Annotated in this window: 16 protein-coding genes; 9 read left to right on the top strand and 7 right to left on the bottom strand. The window is 73.6% G+C overall.

What is annotated here, in order from left to right; translation table 11 throughout:
- Window positions 1-601: 601 nt before the first annotated feature.
- The 3 genes from AB0367_RS07265 to AB0367_RS07275 all read left to right on the top strand — a co-directional run bounded on the left by AB0367_RS07265 (window position 602) and on the right by AB0367_RS07275 (window position 3,044).
- Window positions 602-1,879: an ROK family transcriptional regulator gene (locus AB0367_RS07265; protein WP_366225319.1), complete on the top strand. Its 1,278-nt coding sequence runs from the start codon at window positions 602-604 to the stop codon at window positions 1,877-1,879.
- Window positions 1,880-1,946: 67 nt separating this feature from the next.
- Window positions 1,947-2,573 carry an alpha-ketoglutarate-dependent dioxygenase AlkB gene (locus AB0367_RS07270; protein ID WP_366225611.1) on the top strand — a complete coding sequence of 209 codons (627 nt, stop codon included), beginning with the start codon at window positions 1,947-1,949 and terminating at the stop codon, window positions 2,571-2,573.
- A 90-nt stretch (window positions 2,574-2,663) separates the two neighbouring features.
- Window positions 2,664-3,044: an STAS domain-containing protein gene (locus AB0367_RS07275; RefSeq protein ID WP_366225320.1), complete on the top strand. Its 381-nt coding sequence runs from the start codon at window positions 2,664-2,666 to the stop codon at window positions 3,042-3,044.
- A 663-nt stretch (window positions 3,045-3,707) separates the two neighbouring features.
- On the opposite strand, the gene AB0367_RS07280 is transcribed toward AB0367_RS07275, so the two are convergent.
- The gene (locus AB0367_RS07280; protein ID WP_366225321.1) at window positions 3,708-5,099 is read right to left on the bottom strand and encodes a PLP-dependent aminotransferase family protein; all 1,392 of its coding nucleotides are present in this window, start codon (window positions 5,097-5,099) and stop codon (window positions 3,708-3,710) included.
- Here AB0367_RS07280 and AB0367_RS07285 point away from each other — a divergent pair.
- Both AB0367_RS07285 and AB0367_RS07290 read left to right on the top strand, forming a co-directional pair.
- Window positions 5,098-6,024 carry a DMT family transporter gene (locus AB0367_RS07285; RefSeq protein ID WP_366225322.1) on the top strand — a complete coding sequence of 309 codons (927 nt, stop codon included), beginning with the start codon at window positions 5,098-5,100 and terminating at the stop codon, window positions 6,022-6,024. The genes AB0367_RS07280 and AB0367_RS07285 overlap by 2 nt on opposite strands.
- A gap of 404 nt (window positions 6,025-6,428) precedes the next feature.
- Complete coding sequence (locus AB0367_RS07290) at window positions 6,429-6,872, top strand: RpiB/LacA/LacB family sugar-phosphate isomerase (RefSeq protein WP_366225323.1); 444 nt, start codon at window positions 6,429-6,431, stop codon at window positions 6,870-6,872.
- A gap of 142 nt (window positions 6,873-7,014) precedes the next feature.
- Here AB0367_RS07290 and AB0367_RS07295 read toward each other — a convergent pair whose 3' ends face one another.
- Entirely contained in the window at window positions 7,015-8,103 is a 1,089-nt protein-coding gene (locus AB0367_RS07295; RefSeq protein WP_366225324.1) for a hypothetical protein, read from the bottom strand.
- Window positions 8,104-8,409: 306 nt separating this feature from the next.
- Between AB0367_RS07295 and AB0367_RS07300 the strand changes: the two genes are divergently transcribed.
- The 3 genes from AB0367_RS07300 (at window position 8,410) to AB0367_RS07310 (ending at window position 13,201) form a co-directional block, all read left to right on the top strand.
- Complete coding sequence (locus tag AB0367_RS07300; RefSeq protein ID WP_366225325.1) at window positions 8,410-9,783, top strand: FAD-binding oxidoreductase; 1,374 nt, start codon at window positions 8,410-8,412, stop codon at window positions 9,781-9,783.
- Window positions 9,780-11,120, top strand: coding sequence for a class I SAM-dependent methyltransferase (locus AB0367_RS07305; RefSeq protein WP_366225326.1), 1,341 nt, complete (start codon window positions 9,780-9,782; stop codon window positions 11,118-11,120). Before AB0367_RS07300 ends, AB0367_RS07305 begins: the two co-directional genes overlap by 4 nt.
- Window positions 11,121-11,878: 758 nt before the next feature.
- A complete protein-coding gene (locus AB0367_RS07310) occupies window positions 11,879-13,201 on the top strand; it encodes a trypsin-like peptidase domain-containing protein (protein ID WP_366225328.1) in 1,323 nt (440 codons plus the stop codon).
- 61 nt (window positions 13,202-13,262) lie between these two features.
- Here AB0367_RS07310 and AB0367_RS07315 read toward each other — a convergent pair whose 3' ends face one another.
- Window positions 13,263-14,183 (bottom strand): hypothetical protein, encoded by a 921-nt coding sequence (locus tag AB0367_RS07315; RefSeq protein ID WP_366225330.1) that lies wholly within the window; start codon window positions 14,181-14,183, stop codon window positions 13,263-13,265.
- Between the two features lie 62 nt (window positions 14,184-14,245).
- Here AB0367_RS07315 and AB0367_RS07320 point away from each other — a divergent pair, with 62 nt between their 5' ends.
- Window positions 14,246-14,839: a helix-turn-helix domain-containing protein gene (locus AB0367_RS07320; protein WP_366225331.1), complete on the top strand. Its 594-nt coding sequence runs from the start codon at window positions 14,246-14,248 to the stop codon at window positions 14,837-14,839.
- A gap of 78 nt (window positions 14,840-14,917) precedes the next feature.
- Here AB0367_RS07320 and AB0367_RS07325 read toward each other — a convergent pair whose 3' ends face one another.
- The 4 genes from AB0367_RS07325 to sulP all read right to left on the bottom strand — a co-directional run bounded on the left by AB0367_RS07325 (window position 14,918) and on the right by sulP (window position 20,266).
- Window positions 14,918-16,516 (bottom strand): wax ester/triacylglycerol synthase domain-containing protein, encoded by a 1,599-nt coding sequence (locus AB0367_RS07325; protein ID WP_366225332.1) that lies wholly within the window; start codon window positions 16,514-16,516, stop codon window positions 14,918-14,920.
- Between the two features lie 254 nt (window positions 16,517-16,770).
- A complete protein-coding gene (locus AB0367_RS07330; protein WP_366225333.1) occupies window positions 16,771-16,983 on the bottom strand; it encodes a hypothetical protein in 213 nt (70 codons plus the stop codon).
- 40 nt (window positions 16,984-17,023) lie between these two features.
- Window positions 17,024-18,172 carry a hypothetical protein gene (locus AB0367_RS07335; RefSeq protein ID WP_366225334.1) on the bottom strand — a complete coding sequence of 383 codons (1,149 nt, stop codon included), beginning with the start codon at window positions 18,170-18,172 and terminating at the stop codon, window positions 17,024-17,026.
- A gap of 384 nt (window positions 18,173-18,556) precedes the next feature.
- Complete coding sequence (gene sulP / locus AB0367_RS07340) at window positions 18,557-20,266, bottom strand: sulfate permease (protein WP_366225335.1); 1,710 nt, start codon at window positions 20,264-20,266, stop codon at window positions 18,557-18,559.
- Window positions 20,267-20,329: the final 63 nt, after the last annotated feature.

Here is a 20,329-nt window from a genome sequence, read left to right on the forward strand (position 1 = left end):
GTTTGGCGGTGCGGTCCGGCGGTGCGGTCCTGTGCGGTGGCGGCCACGTGAACACGGTCGATGGCGTTCGGGTTCTTACAACGGCCGCGTGGGTGGTGCGCGACCGCGAGCCTGCAGGTGCCACTGCACGGTGGTCGGCCTCTCCGTAGGCGGGATGGTGGGCGATCAAGCCGGTTGGCGGCGCGGCTGTGATCGAGTTGCGGAGAGCAGCATAAGTCTGTCGAGCGCTTGTATGAATCTTGCACTGTGTTGCGCCAAATGTTGCAGACTAGCCACCGGCTCGTCAACGGTCTGGGCGTTTTGAGTCGCCCGGACAGTGACACCGGTCTTTGGTCGTGTGCCATCCCGTGGGGTTGCCGCGTTGGATCGTGCGCGGCTGTTGCGGACTGGGGCGGCCACGTTCGAAACGTTCCTGATTCGTTGCCCGCAGCTCTGGTGTTACCGGGATGTTTCATGGTTCATTCGTCGGACGGACCGACGATTACGACGCGTCGATGCTGCAGATTCGCGGACTTTGCCGGATCGGCCGGCCGGACTTTCGTCGGATCGCTGAAAAGGTGCCAGTGCTGCTGTGGACGGCACGGCGCCGGGGAGGGTTGCGATGGTGAACAAGGAGCGCGCCGGGGCCGGGTCCGCCGAGGAGCCGACCGACCAGCTCGCCCTGCGCCGGACCAACCTGACCCGCACGCTGCGGCACATCCGCACCAACGGGCCGCGCTCGCGGGCCGCGATCGCCGCGGCCACCGGTCTGCACAAGGCGACCGTGTCCAGCCTGGTCGACGAGCTGCTCGCCCGGCGGCTGGTCCGCGAGATCGGCGCTGAGTATTCCGGCGGTGCCGGGCGGCCCGGGCGCGGGATCGCGCTGAGCCCCGAGGTCGGCGCCGTCGGCATCGAGATCAACGTGGACTACCTCGCCGTGCACGGCAGCGACCTGACCGGCCGCACCGTGATCGAGAAGCGGATCAGCTTCGACGCCATGCACCGCGACGTGGAGCGCTGCCTCGACGACCTGACCGAGGCCGCCCGGCGGTCCCTGGCGGAGCTGGTGCGCCGCGGGGTGACCCCGGTCGGGCTCACCGTCGCGGTGCCCGGCCTCGTCGACGTGGCGCGCGGGGTCGTCGTGCTCGCGCCCAACCTGGGCTGGCGGGACGTGCCGGTCGCCGCCCGGCTCGCGCACGGTCTCGCGCCGGGGCTGTGGATCGGCGTGGACAACGACGCCAACCTGGCCGCGCTCGCGGAGTACACCTGGGGCGTCGCGGCCGGGACCGACGACCTGGTCTACCTCACCGGCGAGGTCGGTGTCGGCGGCGGCGTGATCGTCAACGGCCGGCTGCTGCGCGGCGCCGACGGCTTCTCCGGCGAGGTCGGCCACCTGCCCGTCGAGCCCGGCGGCGACCCCTGCGGCTGCGGCCGGGTCGGCTGCTGGGAGACCAAGGTCGGCCTCGCCGAGCTGGTCCGCCGGGCCACCCCCGACGCCGCGTACGGCCTCGAAGACGGCCCGATCCCCGACCCGCAGGAGCGCATCGCCGAGATCTCCCGCCGCCTCGCCGCCGACGACCGCGCCGTCGCCGACGCCGTCGCCGAGGTGGGCCGCTGGCTCGGCCACGGCGGCGCGATCCTGGTCAACCTGTTCAACCCGCGGGTGATCGTGCTCGGCGGATACTTCGCCGAGCTCGCCGACCATCTCATCCCGTCGGCGCAGGCCAACCTGGCCCGGCTCGCGGTCGCCTCCACGGCCGCGCGCTGCCACTTCGTCGCCTCGCACCTGGGCTTCACGGCAGCAGCCCGCGGTGGGGCCGGCGTCGTCGTCGAGCGCATGATCGAGGACCCGACCGCCGTGTCGCTGACCGCACCGCCCCGGCTCGCCGGCGTCCGCTGAGCGCCTCTCGTCGAATCGCGCGTTCGGTCGTACGCCTGTTCGAAACCGGGGTAGACTGCAAGGCATGATGGACCTTGCGTACCAGCCGTCGATGTTCGACGTCGCCGGCCCCTCCCTGGGGTCGCTCACCGGCCAGGTCACGCGCCATCACCTCAGCCGCGGGGCCTGGGTCGATCACCTGCCGGGCTGGGTGCTCGGCTCCGACTCGATCCTGCAGACCCTGTTGCACGAGGTCGACTGGCGCGCCGAACGCCGCAAGATGTATGACGGCGTGGTCGACGTGCCGCGCCTGCTGCGGTGGTATCCGGCCGAGGAGACCCTGCCGCACCCGCTGCTCACCGAGGCGCGGCGCCGCCTGACCGCCTACTACGTCGAGGAGCTCGGCGAGCCGTTCATGACCGCCGGCATGTGCCTCTATCGCGACGGCCGCGACAGCGTCGCGTGGCACGGCGACACGATCGGGCGCGGGGCGCGGTTCGACACCATGGTCGCGATCGTGTCGTTCGGTTCGCCGCGCACGCTGCTGCTGCGGCCACGCGGCGGCGGCGACAGCGTCCGCTTCCCGCTCGGGCACGGGGATCTGATCGTGATGGGCGGCTCGTGCCAGCGGACGTGGGAGCACGCGATCCCGAAGACGGCTCGTCTGGTGGGTCCTCGGGTCAGCGTGCAGTTCCGGCCCGCCGGGGTGGCCTAGCTGGCGGCGGGCATCGAGCCTTCCTCGGGTGACGGGGCGGGGTGAAGGCCCGTATCGTGAGAGCGGCTCGGATCCTGGAAGGTGAGCCGCATGCGTCCCGCCGACCGTTTCGCCGTGTTTCCGGAGTTGCACCTCACCGTCGAGCCGCTGCCCGGCCAGGGCCTGCGTGTGCGGGCCGCGGGGGAGGTGACGGCCGAGAATGTCGCGCAGTTGTGCGGCGCGCTGTTGCGGGCCATCGACGACGTGCGGGCGCTGGCCGTCGAGGTCGACCTCGGGCTCGTGACGTTCATCGACTCGACCGCGATCGGCAAGCTCGTCTCGACGCGGGCGCACGCGATCAGCAGCGGCAGCGACCTCTGGATCGTGCATCCCAGCCCGGGCGTGCGGCGGGTGCTGAGCCTGCTCGGGCTGCTGGAGACCCTGAGCACGCCCACCGGCACGAGCGGCTGGGCACCGCCGAAGTCCGCCTGAGCCGCCGCCCGCCCGCCGCGCGAGCCGCGTGCGGCGCCCGGGTGCCAACCGTGCGGCGGTCGAGGGCCGGGCGGCTGCTGGTCGTATGGCACCTGGACGTCAGCCGCACGCGGCACCCGCATACCGCGCGCGGATGCGAGCCACGCGGTGCGGCTGGCATCGGCGGCTGTCAGCCGTGCGGCGCTCGCTGTGTCCGGGTGTCAGACGCGCGGCGGCCGGTTTCAGTCCAGCGCCAACACGTCCGCGTCCGACAGTCGCCGCGTAGCACCTGGACACCAGGCGGCTCGAGCCGCGCGCACCGCTCACGCGTTATCCGCCGTTGCGTGCGGGCCGTCTGTGCGTGCTGCTCACGCGTCGCCCGCGCGTTGCGCCCCGGGCCGGCCGCGCGCGTTGCTCACGCGTTATCCGCCGTTGCGTGCGGGCCGTCTGTGCGTGCTGCTCACGCGTCACCCGCACGTTGCGCCGGGCTGGCCGCGCGCGTTGCTCACGCGTTATCCGCGCGCTGCGTGCGGGCCGGCCGCGTGCGCTGCTCACGCGTCGCCCGCGCGTTGCGTTCTGGGCCAGCCGCGCGCTATCCGGCGGCATCCGCACTGCGTTCCGGGGCCAACCGTGCGCAGTGTCGGAGTGTGGAGGCGGGCGGCGTCCGGGGGGTCGGTCGGCGCGTCAGTCGCGCAGTGCTTGTGCCAGGCGGCGGATGCCCTCGTCGAGCTGGTCCGGGGGAGCGGCGGCGAACGTGAGGCGTAGGTATGGGGCGTCGGGCTCGGCGGCGTACCAGGGGCGGCCCGGGAACACCACGACCTGGCGGGCGGCCGCCGCTGTCGTCACGGCAACGTCGTCGGCGCCGTCGGGGAGGCGTAGCCAGACGTGGAGGCCGCCGCGCGGTACCGGCGGCGGGGGCAGCTCCGGCAGGTGGCGGCGGATCGCGTCGAGCAATGCGTCGCGGCGGGCGCGCAGCTGCGAGCGCAGTGTCCGCAGGTGGCGCGACCACGCCGGGGACGTGACGAAGTCCAGCGCGGCCTGCTGCAGCGGGCCGGCCACGAAGAAGTCGTCCAGCACCCGGGCCGCGCGCAGCCGGGCCCCGGCGGCGCCCCGCGCGCCGATCGCGGCCACGCGCAGGCCGGGGGCGGCGGACTTGGTGAGCGAGCGCAGGTACACCACGTGGCCGTCCTGGTCGCCGGCGACCAGCGGCGGCAAGGGGTCGGCGTCGATCGCCAGGTCGCGGGCGTAGTCGTCCTCGATCAGGAAGGCGCCGGCGGTGCGGACCTCCGCCATGACCGCCGCGCGGCGCGCGGGTGGCAGCGTGGCGCCGTGCGGGTTGGCGAAGAGCGGCTGGCAGTAGAAGAGCCGGGCGCCCGTGCGGCGCAAGGCGGCGGCCAGCAGGTCGGGGCGCACGCCCTCGGCATCGGCGGGCACCGGCACGACCCGCAGGCCGGCTGCGCGGGCGGCGGCGAGCGCGCCCAGGTATGTCGGCGACTCGACCAGCACCGCGTCGCCCGGCGCCGCGAGTGCGCGGAACGCGGTCGACAGCGCCGACTGGCCGCCCGGGCAGATCACGACGTCCTCGGCCCGCATCGACCCGCCGGCGGCCCGGGCGAACCACGCGCGCAGGTCTTCGCGGCCCTCGACCGGGCCACGCTGCCAGCTCGCCGGGTGCCGGGCCGCCCTGGCGAGCGCCGCGCCGAGGGCGGCGGCCGGCTGGAGGTCGGCGTCGAGATACCCGCTGGACAGTGCGATCGCGTCCGGGCGCGGGATCGCCAGCAGCGCCTGCATCGCGTCCTCGCCCGCCGGCCGCGGGCCCAGTGCGATCGACTGCCACGACAGGTCCGGCCGGTCGGCGGAGCCGGGCGCGGCGGCGACATACGTGCCGCGCCCGGGCTGGGTGTCGAGCAGGCCCTCCGCGGCCAGGACGCGGATCGCGCGGCTCACCGTGATCGGCGAGGCGCGGTGCCGGGCGGTGAGCTCGCGCACCGTCGGCAGCCGCGTGCCCGCCGCCGACCGGGCCGCCTGCGTGCGAAGATCTTGGATAACGCGATGCGTTGCGTTATCGTCATTCATGAGAAGCAAGGATAACGTTACTCGCCGAGGAGCGATAACGGGAGCGGCCCTCGGCGCGCTCGGGGTGCTCGGTTTCAGCATGTCGCTGCCGGCCACCCGCCTGGCCGTGGCACACCTCGACGCCTGGTTCGTCGCGTTCGGCCGCGCGGTCGGGGCCGGCCTGCTCGCCGTGGCCTTCCTCGCGATCGTCCGCGCCCCGCGCCCGACCCGCGGGCAGTGGCGCCGGCTCGCCGTGGTCGCGATCGGCGTCGTCGCCGGGTTTCCGCTGTTCACCTCACTCGCGCTGCAGACGAGCACCGCCGCCCACGGCGCCGTCGTCATCACGGTGCTGCCCGCGGTCACGGCCGGCTTCGCGGTGCTGCGCGCCCGGGAGCGCCCGGCACCGGCGTTCTGGCTCGCGGGCGCGGCCGGCCTGCTCGCCGTCCTCGCCTTCCTGGCGCTCAGCGGCACGGTCTCCGGCGCGGTCGGCCCGGCCGACCTGTTCCTGCTCATCGCGGTCGCGCTGTGCGGCCTGGGGTACGCCGAGGGCGGCGCCCTGGCCCGCGAGCTCGGCGGCGCCCGCACGATCTGCTGGGCGCTCGTGCTCGCACTGCCGTTCACCACGGCGGTGACGGCCATCGCGGCGCTGCGCCATCCGCCGCACGCCCCGGCCGCGGCCTGGGCCGGCCTCGGCTACCTCACCGGGGTGTCGATGTTCCTCGGATTCTTCGCGTGGTACGGCGGGCTGGCCCGCGGCGGCGTCGCCCGCGTCGGCCAGATCCAGCTCGCCCAGCCGGTGCTAACCCTGGCCTGGTCGGCCCTGCTGCTGCACGAGCACGTGCCCCCGATCGCGGCCGCCGCCGCGGTGGCCGTGCTCGCCTGCGTCGCCCTGACCCAGCGCCTGCGCACCACCGCGCCGCCCGCCCTGGCCGGCCGTGCCGGCTGAGAAGCGATTGAGAACTGACCGGCCGGGCTACACGTCGCGATACTCGGCGGTGGCGGCCACGAACCGGCCAGGGCGCGGCTGCCGGGGTGCGGGCCGCCGTGACCACCCCGGGCATGCCGCCACCGCCCGGCCGCGCGATTGACGGTGGCGCGGACACCCCGGGTCTTCTCGGAGGGATGCTCACCATCCCCCAAGCACTAATCGCCGCGCGGCCCCGGCTGGTCGAGGACGGTCCCGGCTGGTCGAGGGCGGTCCGGGCTGGTCGGTCGAGCGCGGTCCGGGACAGGTTCGGTCCATGGCCGTTCATGGATCAATCGTGAACGGCCGTGGTCGTCCAGGATCGGTCCATGGTCGGTCCGGAGGCGGTTCCGGGCCGTGCAGGCCGGTCGCGGCACAATGGGGGCGTGCGCATCGCCTTCGCCGCTGACGACAGCAACGCGACCACCGAGGCCGTGGTCGGGCACCTCGTGTCCGCCGGGCACGAGGTGCTTCACGTCGGCGGGCCGGGATCGGAGCCGGCGGTGGCGTGGCCGGATCTCGGTGCCGGCGTCGGGCGGGCCGTGGTGGAGGGCCGTGCCGATCTCGGCGTGGTCATGTGCTGGACGGGCACGGGCACGGCGATCGCCGCCAACAAGGTGCCCGGGGTGCTCGCCGCGGTCGCGTGGGACCCGTGGGTGGCCCGCGGCGCGCGGCTGTGGAACGACGCCAACGTCCTCGCGATGAGCCTCAAGCGGCTCGCGCCCGACGTCGCGGTCGAGGTGCTGCGGGCGTTTTTGGAGGTACCGTCGCCGGATCCGGATGAGGCGGAGAACATCGCGCTGCTGAGGGGGCTCGACGCCGGGCGGTGACCAATTTGGCACCGCGGACATGGCAGGGCCTGGGCCGCCCTTCAGGCAGGCCCGGGCCCGTTGTCTGGCGGGAGCGGCGGTCCGCAGGTGACGCGGCCCGAGCCATGAAATGTCCGATACTTCGCGGCGTGCTGCGACCGGGTCAGTAGCGGACGATCAGGGCGATCCGGCCGTCCGCGGCCAGGCTGTCGTCGCCGACGAAGGTCACGTCACCGCCCTGGCGGGCCACCAGCTCGACGATGTCGTCGACCGCGTCGTCCAGCAGGACGCCGGGGCTCTCGCCCTGCGGCTCCTGGTCCGGGGGGTGCAGGTGGTCCTCGTGGACCCACGCGGGGCTGTGGTAGCCCTCCTCGACCAGCAGGTGCGCGCCACGGCCCTGGTGGGCCAGGGACCACACCTCGGGCAGGCCCGCGGCGAACCGGTTGGCGCCCCGCGCGACGTCCAGCGCCTCCAGGGCCACCACCTGCTCCATCGCCGTGTACGCGGCCAGGCGCGGGGCCAGCAACTGGTACACCTCGTGCGCGCCGGCGTGGTCGTAGTTGCCGGTGACAGTGCCGGCGATGCCGCGGGTCCACTCCTCGGCGAAGAAGGCCAGGTACCGCTCGACGCCCAGCACGAAGACGGGGCGGGTGTCCAGGTTGTCGACCTCGGCCAGGCCGCCCGCGACGTCGCGGAAGAACTGCCGGTGCCGCTCGACCTCGTGCTTGCTCGGCTCCTGGCCGTAGTCGCGGGGCAGGCCGAGCGCGCCGCCGGGGCCCTCGTGCGTGAACGGGAAACCGTGCGAGTGGACCTCGACCAGGTCGGCGCCGTCGCCGCTCCACAGGCGGGTCGGCTGCTCGGACAGCACGAGCGCCCAGTACCGGTGCCGGCGGGCGGCGTCGGCGACGATGTCGCGGACCTCGTACGTGTCGGCGATGACGACGCGCTCCTGCACCGCGGTCTCCAGCAGTCGCACGTGCACCTGCCCGGGCGAGGCGAACAGCGCCAGGCCCTCGCTCATGTGCCGCAGGTCGACGCGCTCGGCGGCGGTGGCGATCTCGTCGTACACCTGGTTGGCGACGTCACGCGGCACCGTCTCGTCGAGATCGAGGCGCCGGCGGGCCTCGGACAGCAGGTTGCGCAGGCGGATCGGGTCCTGCTGGTTCCCCGGCGCCTTGCGATGGGTCGGCATCAGCAGAGAGACCGCCGGGTACCCGGTGGGGGTCAGCGTCGCCAGATCCTTCACCGTCATGCGCCCACCGTGCCCTGTTGGTCGTCGGCCAGACTCGCCCGCGGAGGATGAGTAGGGTCGGCACGGCGCTGATCCGCCTCTTCGGCCGCTCCACCTTCGCCGGCGCGGGCCCGGGCGATCCTGGAGCCCGGCGCAAATCGTGAGCCGGCGATGTCGTGTGTACCTCACCCTCGGACTGAACCCGCTCACCCCCATGACGTCACCCATAGCGTGAGTTCAGTCACCAGTCGTTGGTTGATCTTGCCACTTGTGCAAGTTTGGCTGAGGCGGGCCTCCACTTAACGGGGAAATGGTGAGGTGGTCGAAGTGGAACGCGGTCAACCTGTCGGCTGGGCGGCGCACCGCCGTGCCGTCGACGCCCTACGCGCCTCATACGCCGCGATCCCGCCCGGCGACACCGTGCGGCTGGCGAAGAAGACCTCGAACCTGTTCCGGCCGCGCGCCCACGTCCGCCAAGGCCTCGACGTGAGCGGCCTCGGCGGGGTCATCGAGGTCGACCCGGCCGGGCGCACCGCCGAGGTGCAGGGCATGTGCACGTATGAGGACCTGGTCGACGCCACCCTGCCGTACGGGCTGATGCCGCTGGTCGTGCCGCAGCTGCGCACCATCACGCTGGGCGGGGCGGTCACCGGGCTGGGCATCGAGGCCACCTCGTTCCGGCACGGGCTGCCGCACGAGTCGGTGCTGGAGCTGGACATCCTTACCGGCGCGGGGGAGCTGCTCACCGCGCGGCCCGACAACGAGCACGCCGAGCTGTTCTCGGCGTTCCCCAACTCGCTGGGCAGCCTCGGCTACGCCACCCGGCTGCGCATCGAGCTGATGCCGATCGCCGCCGGGGTGAGCCTGGCCAACCTGCGCTTCGACGACGTCGACGAGCTGCTCGACGTCGTCGGCGAGGTGACGAAGACCGGCACGCACGACGGCCGGCACGTCGATGTCATGGACGGCGTCGTGTTCCGTCCCGGCGAGGCGTATCTCGTGCTGGGCACCTTCACCGACGAGCCCGGCGCCACCAGCGACTACACCGGGCAGGCCGTCTACTACCAGTCGCTGCGGGCCAAGGCCGCCGACCGCCTGTCCGCGCACGACTACCTGTGGCGGTGGGACACCGACTGGTTCTGGTGCTCGGCCGCCTTCGGCGCGCAGGTCCCCGCGGTGCGCCGGGTCTGGCCGCGGCGGTACCGCCGCTCCGACGTGTACCACCGCATCGTGCGGTTCGAGAACCGCTACGGCGTCGCCGCGCGCGTCGGCCGGTGGCGCGGGCAGCCCGACCACGAGCGCGTCGTGCAGGACGTCGAGCTGCCGCTCGAGCGGACCGGCGACTTCCTGCGGTGGTTCGCCCGCGAGGTACCGATGGCGCCGATCTGGCTCTGCCCGCTGCGCCTGCGGGAGCACGAGTGGCCGCTGTACCCGATGCACGCCGGCCAGGCGTACGTCAACGTCGGGTTCTGGGGCACCGTGCCGATCGTGCCAGGCGCCGCCGACGGCGACGTCAACCGGGCCATCGAGGCCAAGGTGTTCGAGCTCGGCGGCCACAAGTCCCTCTACTCCGACGCCTACTACGACCGGGAGACCTTCGACCGGCTCTACGGCGGCCCCGCGTACCGCGCCGCCAAGGAGCGCTACGACCCCGGTCACCGACTGACCGACCTCTACGACAAGGTTGTGGGGCGCAGATGACCAGCACTTACCGTTCGACCAACACGCAAGGATCCGTTCCCGGCCAACCCCGCCGCCGGCTTCCCATCCCGACCGTCGCCGACATCGTCCGGGCCGTCACCTCCGGCGAGATCCGGGTCCGCATCACCGCCTACGACGGCAGCGCCATCGGCCCCGAGGACGCCACCGTCGGACTGCACGTCGCCTCTGAGCGCGGCCTGTCGTACGTGCTGACCGCCCCCGGGGACCTGGGCATGGCCCGCGCCTACGTGACCGGCGACCTCGAGGTGCGCGGCGTGCACCCCGGCGACCCGCACGAGGCGCTGCGGCAGCTCGCCGACGGCCTGCGACTGCGGCTGCCCTCGGCCGCCGAGGCCCTGCGCCTGGTGCGTGGCCTGGGCTGGGAGCGGCTGCGCCCGCCGCCGCCCCCGCCGCAGGAGGCCACGCCGGCGTGGCGGCGCGCCCTGGCCGGCCTGCGCCACGCCCGAGGCCGCGACGCCGAGGCGATCCACCACCACTACGACGTGTCGAACCGTTTCTACGAGCTGGTGCTCGGCCCGTCCATGACGTACACCTGCGCCGTCTTCCGCTCCGAGTCCGACACCCTGGAGCAGGCCCAGGCGAACAAGTACGACCTCGTCGCCGGCAAGCTGGCACTCAAGCCGGGCCAGCGGCTGCTCGACGTCGGCTGCGGCTGGGGCGGCATGGTCCGTCACGCCGCCCGGGAGTACGGCGTGCGCGCCCTCGGCGTCACCCTGTCCCGCCAGCAGGCCGAGTGGGCGCAGGCCGCGATCGAGCGGGAGGGGCTCGGCCACCTCGCCGAGGTGCGCCATCTGGACTACCGCGACGCGCCGCTGGAGCAGTTCGACGCGGTCAGCTCCATCGGCCTCACCGAGCACATCGGGGTCAAGAACTATCCTCGGTACCTCGCGACGCTGCGCGACCGCCTCAAGCCCGGCGGCCGACTGCTGAACCACTGCATCACCCGCTCCGACAACCGGACCTCGCACAAGCCCGGCGCGTTCATCGACCGCTACGTCTTCCCCGACGGCGAGCTCGCCTCCCCGGGCCGGCTGGTGGGCGCCGTGCACGACGCGGCGTTCGAGGTGCAGCACGAGGAGAACCTGCGCCTGCACTACGCGCTGACCCTGGCCGGCTGGAACCGCAACCTGGTCGAGCACTGGGACGAGTGCGTCGCCGAGGTCGGGCTGGGCACCGCCCGCGTGTGGGGCCTGTACATGGCCGGCTCGCGCCTCGCCTTCGAGCGCAACGAGATCCAGCTGCACCAGATCCTCGCCACGAAGACCACCAGGGACGGCGTGTCGTCCTACCCGCTGCGGCCCGACTGGACCGCCTGACGGTTCGTACCGCACGGTTTGTGCAGGGCGCGGCCGGTTGCGACCAGCCGCGCCTCGCTGCGGCCCCGGTGACCGATTTGCGGCTCTCGGCTTTCTCCCAGGGAGAATCCAGTTTGGCGGAAGCTGCGGTGTGCAATCTGGACACCATGAGTGACCAGGACCGCCAGGGGAGCGTCCCGCAGCACGCTGACACACCCGGCTCCGCGCAGCCGCCGTTGCCGTCACCGTCGGCCACGGTGGAGCCCTCGCCGCCGGCCCCGTCCTGGCCGCCGCCGTCTTCCGCTGCCGAGACGCCGTCTTCCGTTCCCGCGGCGCCGTCTTCCGCCCCTGCCGCGCCGTCTTTCGTCCCGCCGTCTTCCGCGGCGCCGGCTTCCGCTTCTTCCGCGCCATTTTCCGCGCCGCCTTCCTCCGCTCCCGCGCCGTCTTCTTCCGCTCCCGCGCCGTCTTCTTCCGCTCCCGCGGCGCCGTATTCCGCCCTGCCGTCTTCCGTCCCTGCCGCGCCGTCTTTCGTCGCGCCGACTTCGGCTCCCGCGGTGCCGTCTCCCGCTCCGCCGGTCGTGAGCGCCCCGGCCGGGTCTCCCGCGTCCCCGGTCTCCCCGGCCGCGCTCTTTCCAGCCTCTGGTGCGCCGGCCGCGTACGCTCCGGCCTCGGGTGCACCGAATCACTACGCTCCGGCCTCGGATGCGCCGAATCACCACATTCCCGCCTCGGGCGCGCCGGGTTCGCACGTTCCCGCCTCGGGCGCGCCGGGTCTGCACGTGCCCGCCTCGGGCGCGCCGGCCGCCGGGTCGCCGTGGGGCCGGCCGGGGAGCAACGGGTATCCGCACGTGCCGGCCTCCGGTGAGAACGCGCCGACGCAGCCGCTCGGCACGCTCGGCGCCGTTGCCGCCACGACCGCGCCCTTCGCCACACCGCCGTTCCCACCCACCGGATATATCGGAAATACCGGCTATGGGCAGCCGTATGGGCACGGCGCGCCGCCCGGATTCCCGCCGCTCGGCTACCCGGGGCAGCCCGGGTATGGGCAGCCTGGGTACGGGCAGCAAGCCCCGCCGCCGGGGCGCGGCGGACGGATCGCCGCGATCGCCGTGTGCGCGCTCGTGCTCGCCGTCGGCTCGGCGCTCGGCGGCGGCCTGGTCGCCACCCAGCTCGCCGGCGACAAGTCGGCCACCGCGCCGAGCGTCGTCACCCGCGACGCGGCGCCCAACCTCGACCGCTCCTCGGTGGGCGGGGTCGCCGAGGCGGTGCTGCCCAGTGTCGTGGACATTAGATCCGGTGACGGTGAGGGCTCCGGCGTGATCATGACCGCGGACGGTCAGATCATCACGAACAACCATGTCGTACAGGGCGCCCAGCAGCTCACCGTGACGTTCAGCAACGGCAAGACGGCACCCGCGTCGGTCGTGGGTACCGACCCGTCCGGCGACATCGCGGTCATCAAGGCCCAGGGCGTCTCCGGCCTCACCCCGGCGAAGTTCGGCGACAGCGACGCGCTGCGCGTCGGTGACACCGTCCTGGCCGTCGGCAGCCCGCTGGGCCTGCAGGGCTCGGTCACGGCGGGCATCGTCAGCGCCCTGCACCGTACGATCTCGGGCGAGCAGGGTGGCAAGACGATCGCCGACGCGATCCAGACCGACGCCGCGATCAACCCGGGCAACTCCGGCGGCGCGCTGGTCAACCTCAAGGGCGAGGTCGTCGGCATCAACACCGCGATCGCCACCGCGGGGCAGAACAACAACGGCAACATCGGCGTCGGGTTCGCCATCTCCGCCAACCGTGCCCGTGCCGCCGCCGACCAGCTGGCCAAGGGTGGCAAGGTCAGCCACCCGTACCTCGGGGTGCAGCTCACCGACGCCAACGGCGGCGCGCTCATCGGCGGCGTGGTCACGGGCGGCCCGGCCGACAAGGCGGGCCTGAAGACCGGCGACACGGTGACCAAGTTCGGCACGGCGACCGTCACCGACGCGACCTCGCTCATCAACGCCGTACAGGCGGCGAAGGCCGGCGACCGCGTGCCGGTGACGGTCGGCCGCAACGGCAGCGAGCAGACCGTGACCGTGACCCTCGGCGAGTCGCCGTAAGGCTTCCTTCCCTTTCGCCGCAGCGGCCCGCGTTCGCCACGACGCGGGCCGCTGCGTGTGCTCAGCGCTGCAGCTGCGCCACGAGGTCCCGGAACACGCCGAACGCGGGCTTGGGCGTGTAGTCCGAGCGGACCAGCCCGAACTGCGACATCAGGCTGTCGTTGCCGCTGTCGGCGTCGCGCAGCGCGAAGTGCTCGTAGGCGGCGACGTTGAGCTCGGCGGCGTTCGCGGCGACGGCCCGCACAACCTGCCCGACGACCTCTGCCTGCCGCTCGTACGTGCGCCCGGCGCCCGTCGCCCAGCCGTTCTCGGTCACGTGGATCGGGGTGCTTGAGGGCACGCCGGCCGCGGCCAGGGACCGCTCCCGGAAGACTCGCAGCACGCCCTCGACCGCGACCGGGAAGTCGGTCACCGGGCGGAACACGCCGGGAAAGAAGTCCAGCCCGGCGTAGTCGATGACGGGGCCGATCTCCCGCAGCGACGCCCAGAAGTCCTGCTCCGGGTCGAAGACCGGCGTCGAGTTGCACCCGATGCGCACGTCCAGGCCGAGCCGGTCGGCCTCGGCGCGGGCGGCCAGCACGCCCTCGACGATCGCCCGCCGTACCGCCGGGAAACCACCGTCGCCGCCCGGCCCGTCGTGGTTGGCCTCCTCGCCGACCTGCAGCGTGGCTAGGCACTCCCCGTGCGTGCGGAGCAGGCCGCGCAGGTGCTCCAGCCACCCGCTCAGGTCGTCGCCGGGCTCGCGGAAGCAGGCGACCAGGTCGAGCCGCCGGCCGCGGACGGCGTACTGCCACGGCGCTGGCGCCGCCTCCATGTGCCCGCCGAGCGCGTCGCTGTAGTGCACGTAGCCGCGTACGAGGGCGGGGGAGAGCTCGTCGAGCAGCTCGCTCGTCCGCCCTGCGTCCTCCGGCGGGCCGGCCGTGATGTCGCCGTCGGGGTCGGCGCCGAGCCCGCCCGCGTAGATGCCGAATTCCAGAGTCATGCGGCGACGGTACGACAAACTTGGTGTCACGCCAAATTTGTGTTGACGCTAGAATTCTCCGCATGGCGCTTCGGGCGGAGAAGAAGGCGGCGACGCGGACGGCGATCGCCGACGCGGCGACGGGCCTGTTCATGGAGCGCGGGTTCGACCGCGTCACCGTGGCGGAGGTGGCCGAGGCGGCCCGCGTGTCGGTGAACACCGCCTTCAACTACTTCCCGACGAAGGAGGACCTGTTCTTCGATCGCCAGGACGAGGTCGTCGCCCGACTGGCCGACGCCGTGCGGGGCGCCCCCGACCCGGCCGCCGCCGCGCGCGCCCTGTTCCTCGGCGAGCTTGACCGGGACGAACCGACGCTCGGCCTGCACCCCGACGCGCCGAGGTTCTGGAAGGTCGTCGACGACAGCCCGGCGTTGCAGGCCCGGCTGCGCCTGCTGGGCGAGGCCGCCGAGCGGGCCGTTGCCGTGGCCCTGATGGAGTCCGGCCGCCCCGAGCCGGACGCGTGGTGGGCCGCCGCGATCCTGACCGGCGTCGACCGCGCCCTGCACGCCCACATCCGGCGGCTGATGCTCGCGGGGGAGGAGCCGGCTGCCGCCCGGGCCGCGATTCGCGCCATGGCCGAGCGCGCGTTCGCCGCCGCCGCCGGCGCCGTGTTGTGACCGTTTTCAGTGCTCGGTGGTCCGCGTCAGCCGTGCGACGGTTTGGCCCGCGCGGTCCGTGCCCTGTCGTGACGGTTTTCAGTGCTCGGCGGTCCGCATCAGCGCTGCGACGGTCTGGCCCGCGCCGTCCGCGAACGCCCGCAGGTCGATGCCCGGGCCGGTGTCGACGGTCAGGCTGAGCGTGCCGTCGTAGGACAGGACCGCCACCGCGACCGGGACCCCGGCGGTGATGGGCGCGATCGGAAACACGGTGTGCAGCCGCGCGCCGCACAGCCAGTGCGCGTTCGTGGGGCCGGGCACGTTGGTGAGGTACAGGTTGATTCGGCGGCCGACGTATCGCCGCAGCCAGACAGCGCCCAGGCGCACCAGGAGCGGCGGCACCAGCGGTGACTGCGCCGGGCCGCCGTAGCCGCGATCACGGCCGGCCTTGGCGGCGCGGCTGTCCCGGCCGATCCGCCGCAGTGCCGCCGCCGGGTCTGGCTCATCGACGGGGAGGCCGAGCACGAACGGCAGCGTGCCGCCGGCGTTGCGGTTGCCGGCCGGCGCCGCGACCGGGACGGAGACCCGCAGCGTCAGGCCCGCCACCGGCACGCCCCGTGCCAGGAGCAGGCCGCGCATGCCGCCGGCGACGGCGGCGAGCATGACGTCGTTGACGGTGACGCCGTACTCGCGGGCGGCCCGCCGGACGCCGTCGAGGCGCCAGCACAGCCCAGCCGCCCGCCGTTCGGCGCCGTCCGGCGACGGCAGTCCCAGGTCGGGTGCGGTCACGGCGAGCGCATCGCGGGCGACCCGCAGCTCCCGGCGCAGCCCATCTGTCTCGCGGGGCCCGCCTGTCTCGCGCGGCCCGTGGGCACTGCGTGGCCCGTTGGTCTCGTGGGGGGCGTCTGTCTCGTGCGGCGTGGTGGTCTTGTGCGGCCTGGGGGCACTGCGTGGCCCGTCGGTCTCGTGGGGGGCGTCTGTCTCGTGCGGCGTGGTGGTCTCGTGCGGCGCGGTGGGCCCGCGCCGCGCGGTTAGCGGCTGCGGGCGGGCCGGGCGGCGGGTCGCCGTGCGAAGGCGCCGGGTCAGCGCGCGGAGGCGATCGGCGGCGGCGTCGCGGGCCAGCGTCCAGCCGGTTGGCGGCGGCGCGGGCGTCCAGCCGGTTGGCGCGGGTGCCGCGTCCGGCGCGGTGTCCAGCAGCGCGCCGGCCAGCGCAACGGCGGTGAGGCCGTCGGCGAGGACGTGGTGCATGACCAGGAGCAGGCCGACCTGCCCGGAGCCCAGCCCGGCGACGAGGGTCATCCGCCACGGCGGGCGGCCGTCCGGCAGCGGCGCGGCGGCGCGGGTCGCGGCCCAGGTAAGTAGCGCGTCCACACCGAAGCCGGGCAGGTCGGCTGCGTCCACGTGGCGGGCGACGTCGAAGGCGCCGTCGTCGGCCCACACCGGGAGCCCCTGGCCCGGGCGGGTGCGCCGGATCCGCCGCCGCAGCGCGGGTGCGCGGTCGAGCCGGTCGGCAACCGCCGAACGCACGGCCGCCAGCCGAAGGGCGCCGGCCTCGTCCACGAGCGTCGGGGCGGGGGACAGCAGGCCGAGCATCGCGATGTTCATCGGCGTCGCCGGGGTCTGCGCCCACAGCGTCATCAGCTCGCCGATGCTCAGCCGCTGCCAGCCCGGCGTGATCGTGTCGTAGTCCGCAGGCACGCATGCATCGTCCGCCGGGCGGCCGCGCGGGTGGCAGGGCCGCAGGACCGCGGGTGGGGGCCCGGACGGCCCTACCCGTGGTCACCCATGGTCGTGGTCGCGCTGCCACTGCCGGTAGGCGGCGACGGCGGTCGGCAGGTGACATACCGGTCAACGCCCCTCGGCGCCCCGTCGATGGCGGCCTGACGCCGCTCTGCGTCGCCCTGTCCGTGACCGCTGCGGTCTGCATTTTTGTCGTACCCCTGTTCTAAAGTCTAGGCATGGTTGAAGTGCTGGCAGCGGTCGATCAGACGGAGTGGCGCAACCGGCTGGACTCGATGCTGGACGAGCACCGCCGCCGCCACGCCCGCCGCGCCGCGATCAGGTCGGAGTTCGCCGAGGCGCGCCGCCGCGGCCTGGAGCAGCGCCACGCGGAGCGACTGGCCCGCCTGGACCGCGAGGCCCGCAGCGCGGAGATCGCTGCCCACTGGGCTGAGCGCGACGCCCGCACGGCCGGCTCCCGCACTCTCACCGCTCCACCCACGCCTCGCGCAGACACCGGTTCCACCACCGCTCGGACGTCGCCACCCACCGCTTCTGCCCCAGCTGCTGCGCCGGCGTCTCCGGCCCCTGCCGCTGCCCCCGTTGCCGACGCCGCTCCGGTGCCATTGCCCGTGTCACCTGCTTCGGTGGCCGCTTCTGCGTCTCCGGCCGCTTCTGCGTCTCCGGCCGCTTCTGCGTCTCCGGCCGCTTCTGCGTCTCCGGCCGCTTCTGCGTCTCCGGCCGGTGCTCCTGATTCCACTGCTGGTCCTGTTCCTGTGTCGTCGCCCGCTCCTTCTGTGGGCGCGGCGCCTCGGCGGACTTCCGGTCGTCGCGATGTCGGTTCTGCGCGCCACGGCCGGCGGTCTGAGCCGGTCGACCGGCGCGCCTGCCGATCCGCGACTGCTCCTGCTCCCGGGCCGACTCCTGTTCCAGCCGACGACGGTCGACGTCGCGCTCGACCCGCACCGGTGCGTCACACTGCTCGTCTCGATCGGTATCGCGGCGTCTGCCGTCGGGCCGCGCGCAGTGTGCCCGGTGGCTTTCCACGTGCTCGACCGCCGTGACCGCCAGGATGACCCAGCCGAAACACCCACAGACCCTCATGCCGCATGGGTCATTGCGGATCATCAGCGGCGAGTGACGCGCCGGCCACGCAGCCGAGAACGCGCCGCGTTCTGGCCGGGTGCCGCCCCCTGCGCCGGGTGCGCGGTGTGCGGCGCGTTCGCCCGAGCCTGTGGACCGGGTGCTGCGATGGCGTCGTGGAGGTTCTGCCGCTGGAAGAACGAGACGAGCACGTGATTGCAGACCCCGGCGATGAGCGATCAGTTCCTCGATCAGGGTCAGTCCGGCATGGAGCACGGCCGCCGCGTGTGCGGGATGTCGACAAGCTCGCCGTCGTGCCGGTGCGGCTGAGCGGTCACCGAGACGTAGCCATGGGGCTGCGGCACGGCGGCGCAGCCGATGGCGGGATTCGGGTTCGGTCGCCCCGGTCGGCGTCGAGGCGTGGTGGTGCCGTGCACGATGTCTTGGCGGGTGGCCGTCCAGGCCGTCGACGCTGCGACGGATGCGGACGACCTGTTCGGCTTGGGAGACGTTGATTTCGGCGGCGTCGGCGGCCCGGATCTCGCGGATCACAAGTCATGGCCTGCGGTCATGACTGGACCGAGGCCGTCTGCCTGTCCGCCGAAACGGTCTTCATCGCCGCCTCCTCGCCGCAGGTAACCGCAGAACGCATCGTCGAGACCGCCGAAGCTCAGCCGCGGTCAGTCCGGCGCGATCGTGGCGTGGTCTGGCCGCCGGCACGCATGCGTCGTCCGCCTGGCGGCTGTGCGGGTGGCAGGGCCGCGGGTGGCAGGGCCGCGGGTGGCAGGGCCGGTAGGACCGCGGGTGGCAGGGACCGCGCGTGACAGGGACCGCGGGTGACAGGGACTGCGGGTGACAGGGCCCGTAGGACTGCGGGTGACAGGGCCCGTAGGACTGCGGGTGGCAGGGCCTCGGGTGAGGGTCCCGGGCGGAGCCCTACTCGTGGTCACCCTGGTCTTGGTCGCGCTGCCACTGCCGGTAGGCGGCGACGGCGGTCGGCAGGGTCGGGAAGATGCGGTCCGCGCCGACCGAGGCGGTGAGTCCGAACGCGTCGAGTTCGTCCTGTAGGTCGCGCTTGACGCGGGCCATCGCGAACACCACCCCGCGGGCGGTCAGCTCCCTGCGGACGCCGTCGAGTGCCTCCAGTGCGGTGATGTCGACCTCGACGTTGGCCTCGGCGTTGAGCACGAACCAGCGGGTCGGGGCGCTGTCGGCCGCGGCGAGCGCCCGCCGCCGGAAGTCCTCCGCGTTGGCGAAGAAGAGCGGGGAGTCGTACCGGTACACCAGCAGCCCCGGGATCGTGGTCGCCTGCGGGTAGTCGTCGATGTCGTGCATACCGGCCAGGTTGGGCACGAGCCCCTGGATGGCGTCGTGCGGCCGGGCCACCCGGCGCAGCAGGTCGGCCACGGACAGGCCGATGGCCAGCAGCACGCCGTACAGGATGTCGAACACGAGGACGCCGGCGAAGGTGGCGAGGGCGAGCAACAGCTCGCTGCGGCGGAACGCGGCCAGCCGCCGGAAGCCCGCGATGTCGATCAGCTGGACCGCGGCGTAGACCACGAGGGCGCCGAGCGCCGCGACCGGGAACATCGCGAGCAGCGGCCCGGCGAACAGCAGCACCGCGACGACCGCGACCAGCGAGACGAGCGAGCCGAGCTGGGTGCGTCCGCCGGCGGCGAAGCCGATCGCGGTACGGCTGCCGCTGCTGCTGATCGGGAAGCCCCGCAGGAAGCCGGTGGCCACGTTCGCCGCGCCGAGGGCGAGCAGTTCCTGATTGACGTCGATGCGGTAGCCGCCGCGCGCGGCGAACGAGCGCGCGGTGAGCACGGTGTCGGTGTACCCCACGACCATCACCCCGACCGCCGGCAGCACCAGGTCCGTGAGATCGCCGAGGCCGGGCAGCGACGGCTCGGGCAAGCCCTGCGGGATCGGGCCGACGACGGCGATGCCGTGCTCCCGCAGGCCGAACACGGCCACCGCCACCGTGGCGAGGAGCACGGCCAGCAGGGGTCCCGGCAGCCTCGGCCACCGCCACTTCACGACGAACAGGAAGCACAGCACGGCGAGCGAGAACAGCAGCGTCGTCGGCTGGGCCCGGCCGAACTGCCGCGCGGCGGAGAGTACCTGCTCGACGAGCGTGTCGCCGGTCACCGGTATCCCGGTCAGCTTGCCCAGCTGGCTGATGATCATGATGACCGCGACGCCGGCCAGGTAGCCCACCAGGATGGGCTTCGACAGCAGGTCCGCGAGGAAGCCCAGGCGAGCGGCCCACGCGACCAGGCACAGCAGCCCGACGACCACGGCGAGCGTGGCGGCCAGCGCCGCGTACCGCGCCGGGTCGCCGCCGGCGAGCGGGGCGATCACCGTGGCGGTCATCAGCGCGGTGGTCGACTCCGGCCCGACCGACAGGTGGCGGGAGGTGCCGAGCAGGGCATAGACGGCCAGGGGCGCGATCATCGCCCAGAGCCCCGTCACCGGCGGCAGGCCGGCCACGGTGGCGTACGCCATCACCTGCGGCACCAGGTAGGCGGCGACGGTCACGCCGGCCAGCACGTCCCCGCGCCACCAGGATCGGTGGTACCCGCGTATCGCCGCGACGCCCGGCAGCAGCGTGACCCCGCGCCGCCCCGCTGGTCCTGTGATCATCCGATCACGATAGGACCAGCGGTTTCCGCGTCGCTGGGGGTCTGCCGTTCGTGGCGTTCCAGG

Origin of the sequence: Dactylosporangium sp. NPDC051484 (genome assembly GCF_040689395.1) — a bacterium.
GTDB lineage: Bacteria > Actinomycetota > Actinomycetes > Mycobacteriales > Micromonosporaceae > Dactylosporangium.

What these genes read in the sequence shown, in the direction of transcription:
- AB0367_RS07265 (WP_366225319.1), top strand. Translation starts at nt 602, where the DNA reads ATGGTGAACAAGGAGCGCGCCGGGGCCGGGTCCGCCGAGGAGCCGACC.
- AB0367_RS07270 (WP_366225611.1), top strand. Translation starts at nt 1,947, where the DNA reads ATGGACCTTGCGTACCAGCCGTCGATGTTCGACGTCGCCGGCCCCTCC.
- AB0367_RS07275 (WP_366225320.1), top strand. Translation starts at nt 2,664, where the DNA reads ATGCGTCCCGCCGACCGTTTCGCCGTGTTTCCGGAGTTGCACCTCACC.
- AB0367_RS07285 (WP_366225322.1), top strand. Translation starts at nt 5,098, where the DNA reads ATGAGAAGCAAGGATAACGTTACTCGCCGAGGAGCGATAACGGGAGCG.
- AB0367_RS07280 (WP_366225321.1), bottom strand. Translation starts at nt 5,099, where the DNA reads ATGAATGACGATAACGCAACGCATCGCGTTATCCAAGATCTTCGCACG.
- AB0367_RS07295 (WP_366225324.1), bottom strand. Translation starts at nt 8,103, where the DNA reads ATGACGGTGAAGGATCTGGCGACGCTGACCCCCACCGGGTACCCGGCG.
- AB0367_RS07305 (WP_366225326.1), top strand. Translation starts at nt 9,780, where the DNA reads ATGACCAGCACTTACCGTTCGACCAACACGCAAGGATCCGTTCCCGGC.
- AB0367_RS07315 (WP_366225330.1), bottom strand. Translation starts at nt 14,183, where the DNA reads ATGACTCTGGAATTCGGCATCTACGCGGGCGGGCTCGGCGCCGACCCC.
- AB0367_RS07320 (WP_366225331.1), top strand. Translation starts at nt 14,246, where the DNA reads ATGGCGCTTCGGGCGGAGAAGAAGGCGGCGACGCGGACGGCGATCGCC.
- sulP (WP_366225335.1), bottom strand. Translation starts at nt 20,266, where the DNA reads ATGATCACAGGACCAGCGGGGCGGCGCGGGGTCACGCTGCTGCCGGGC.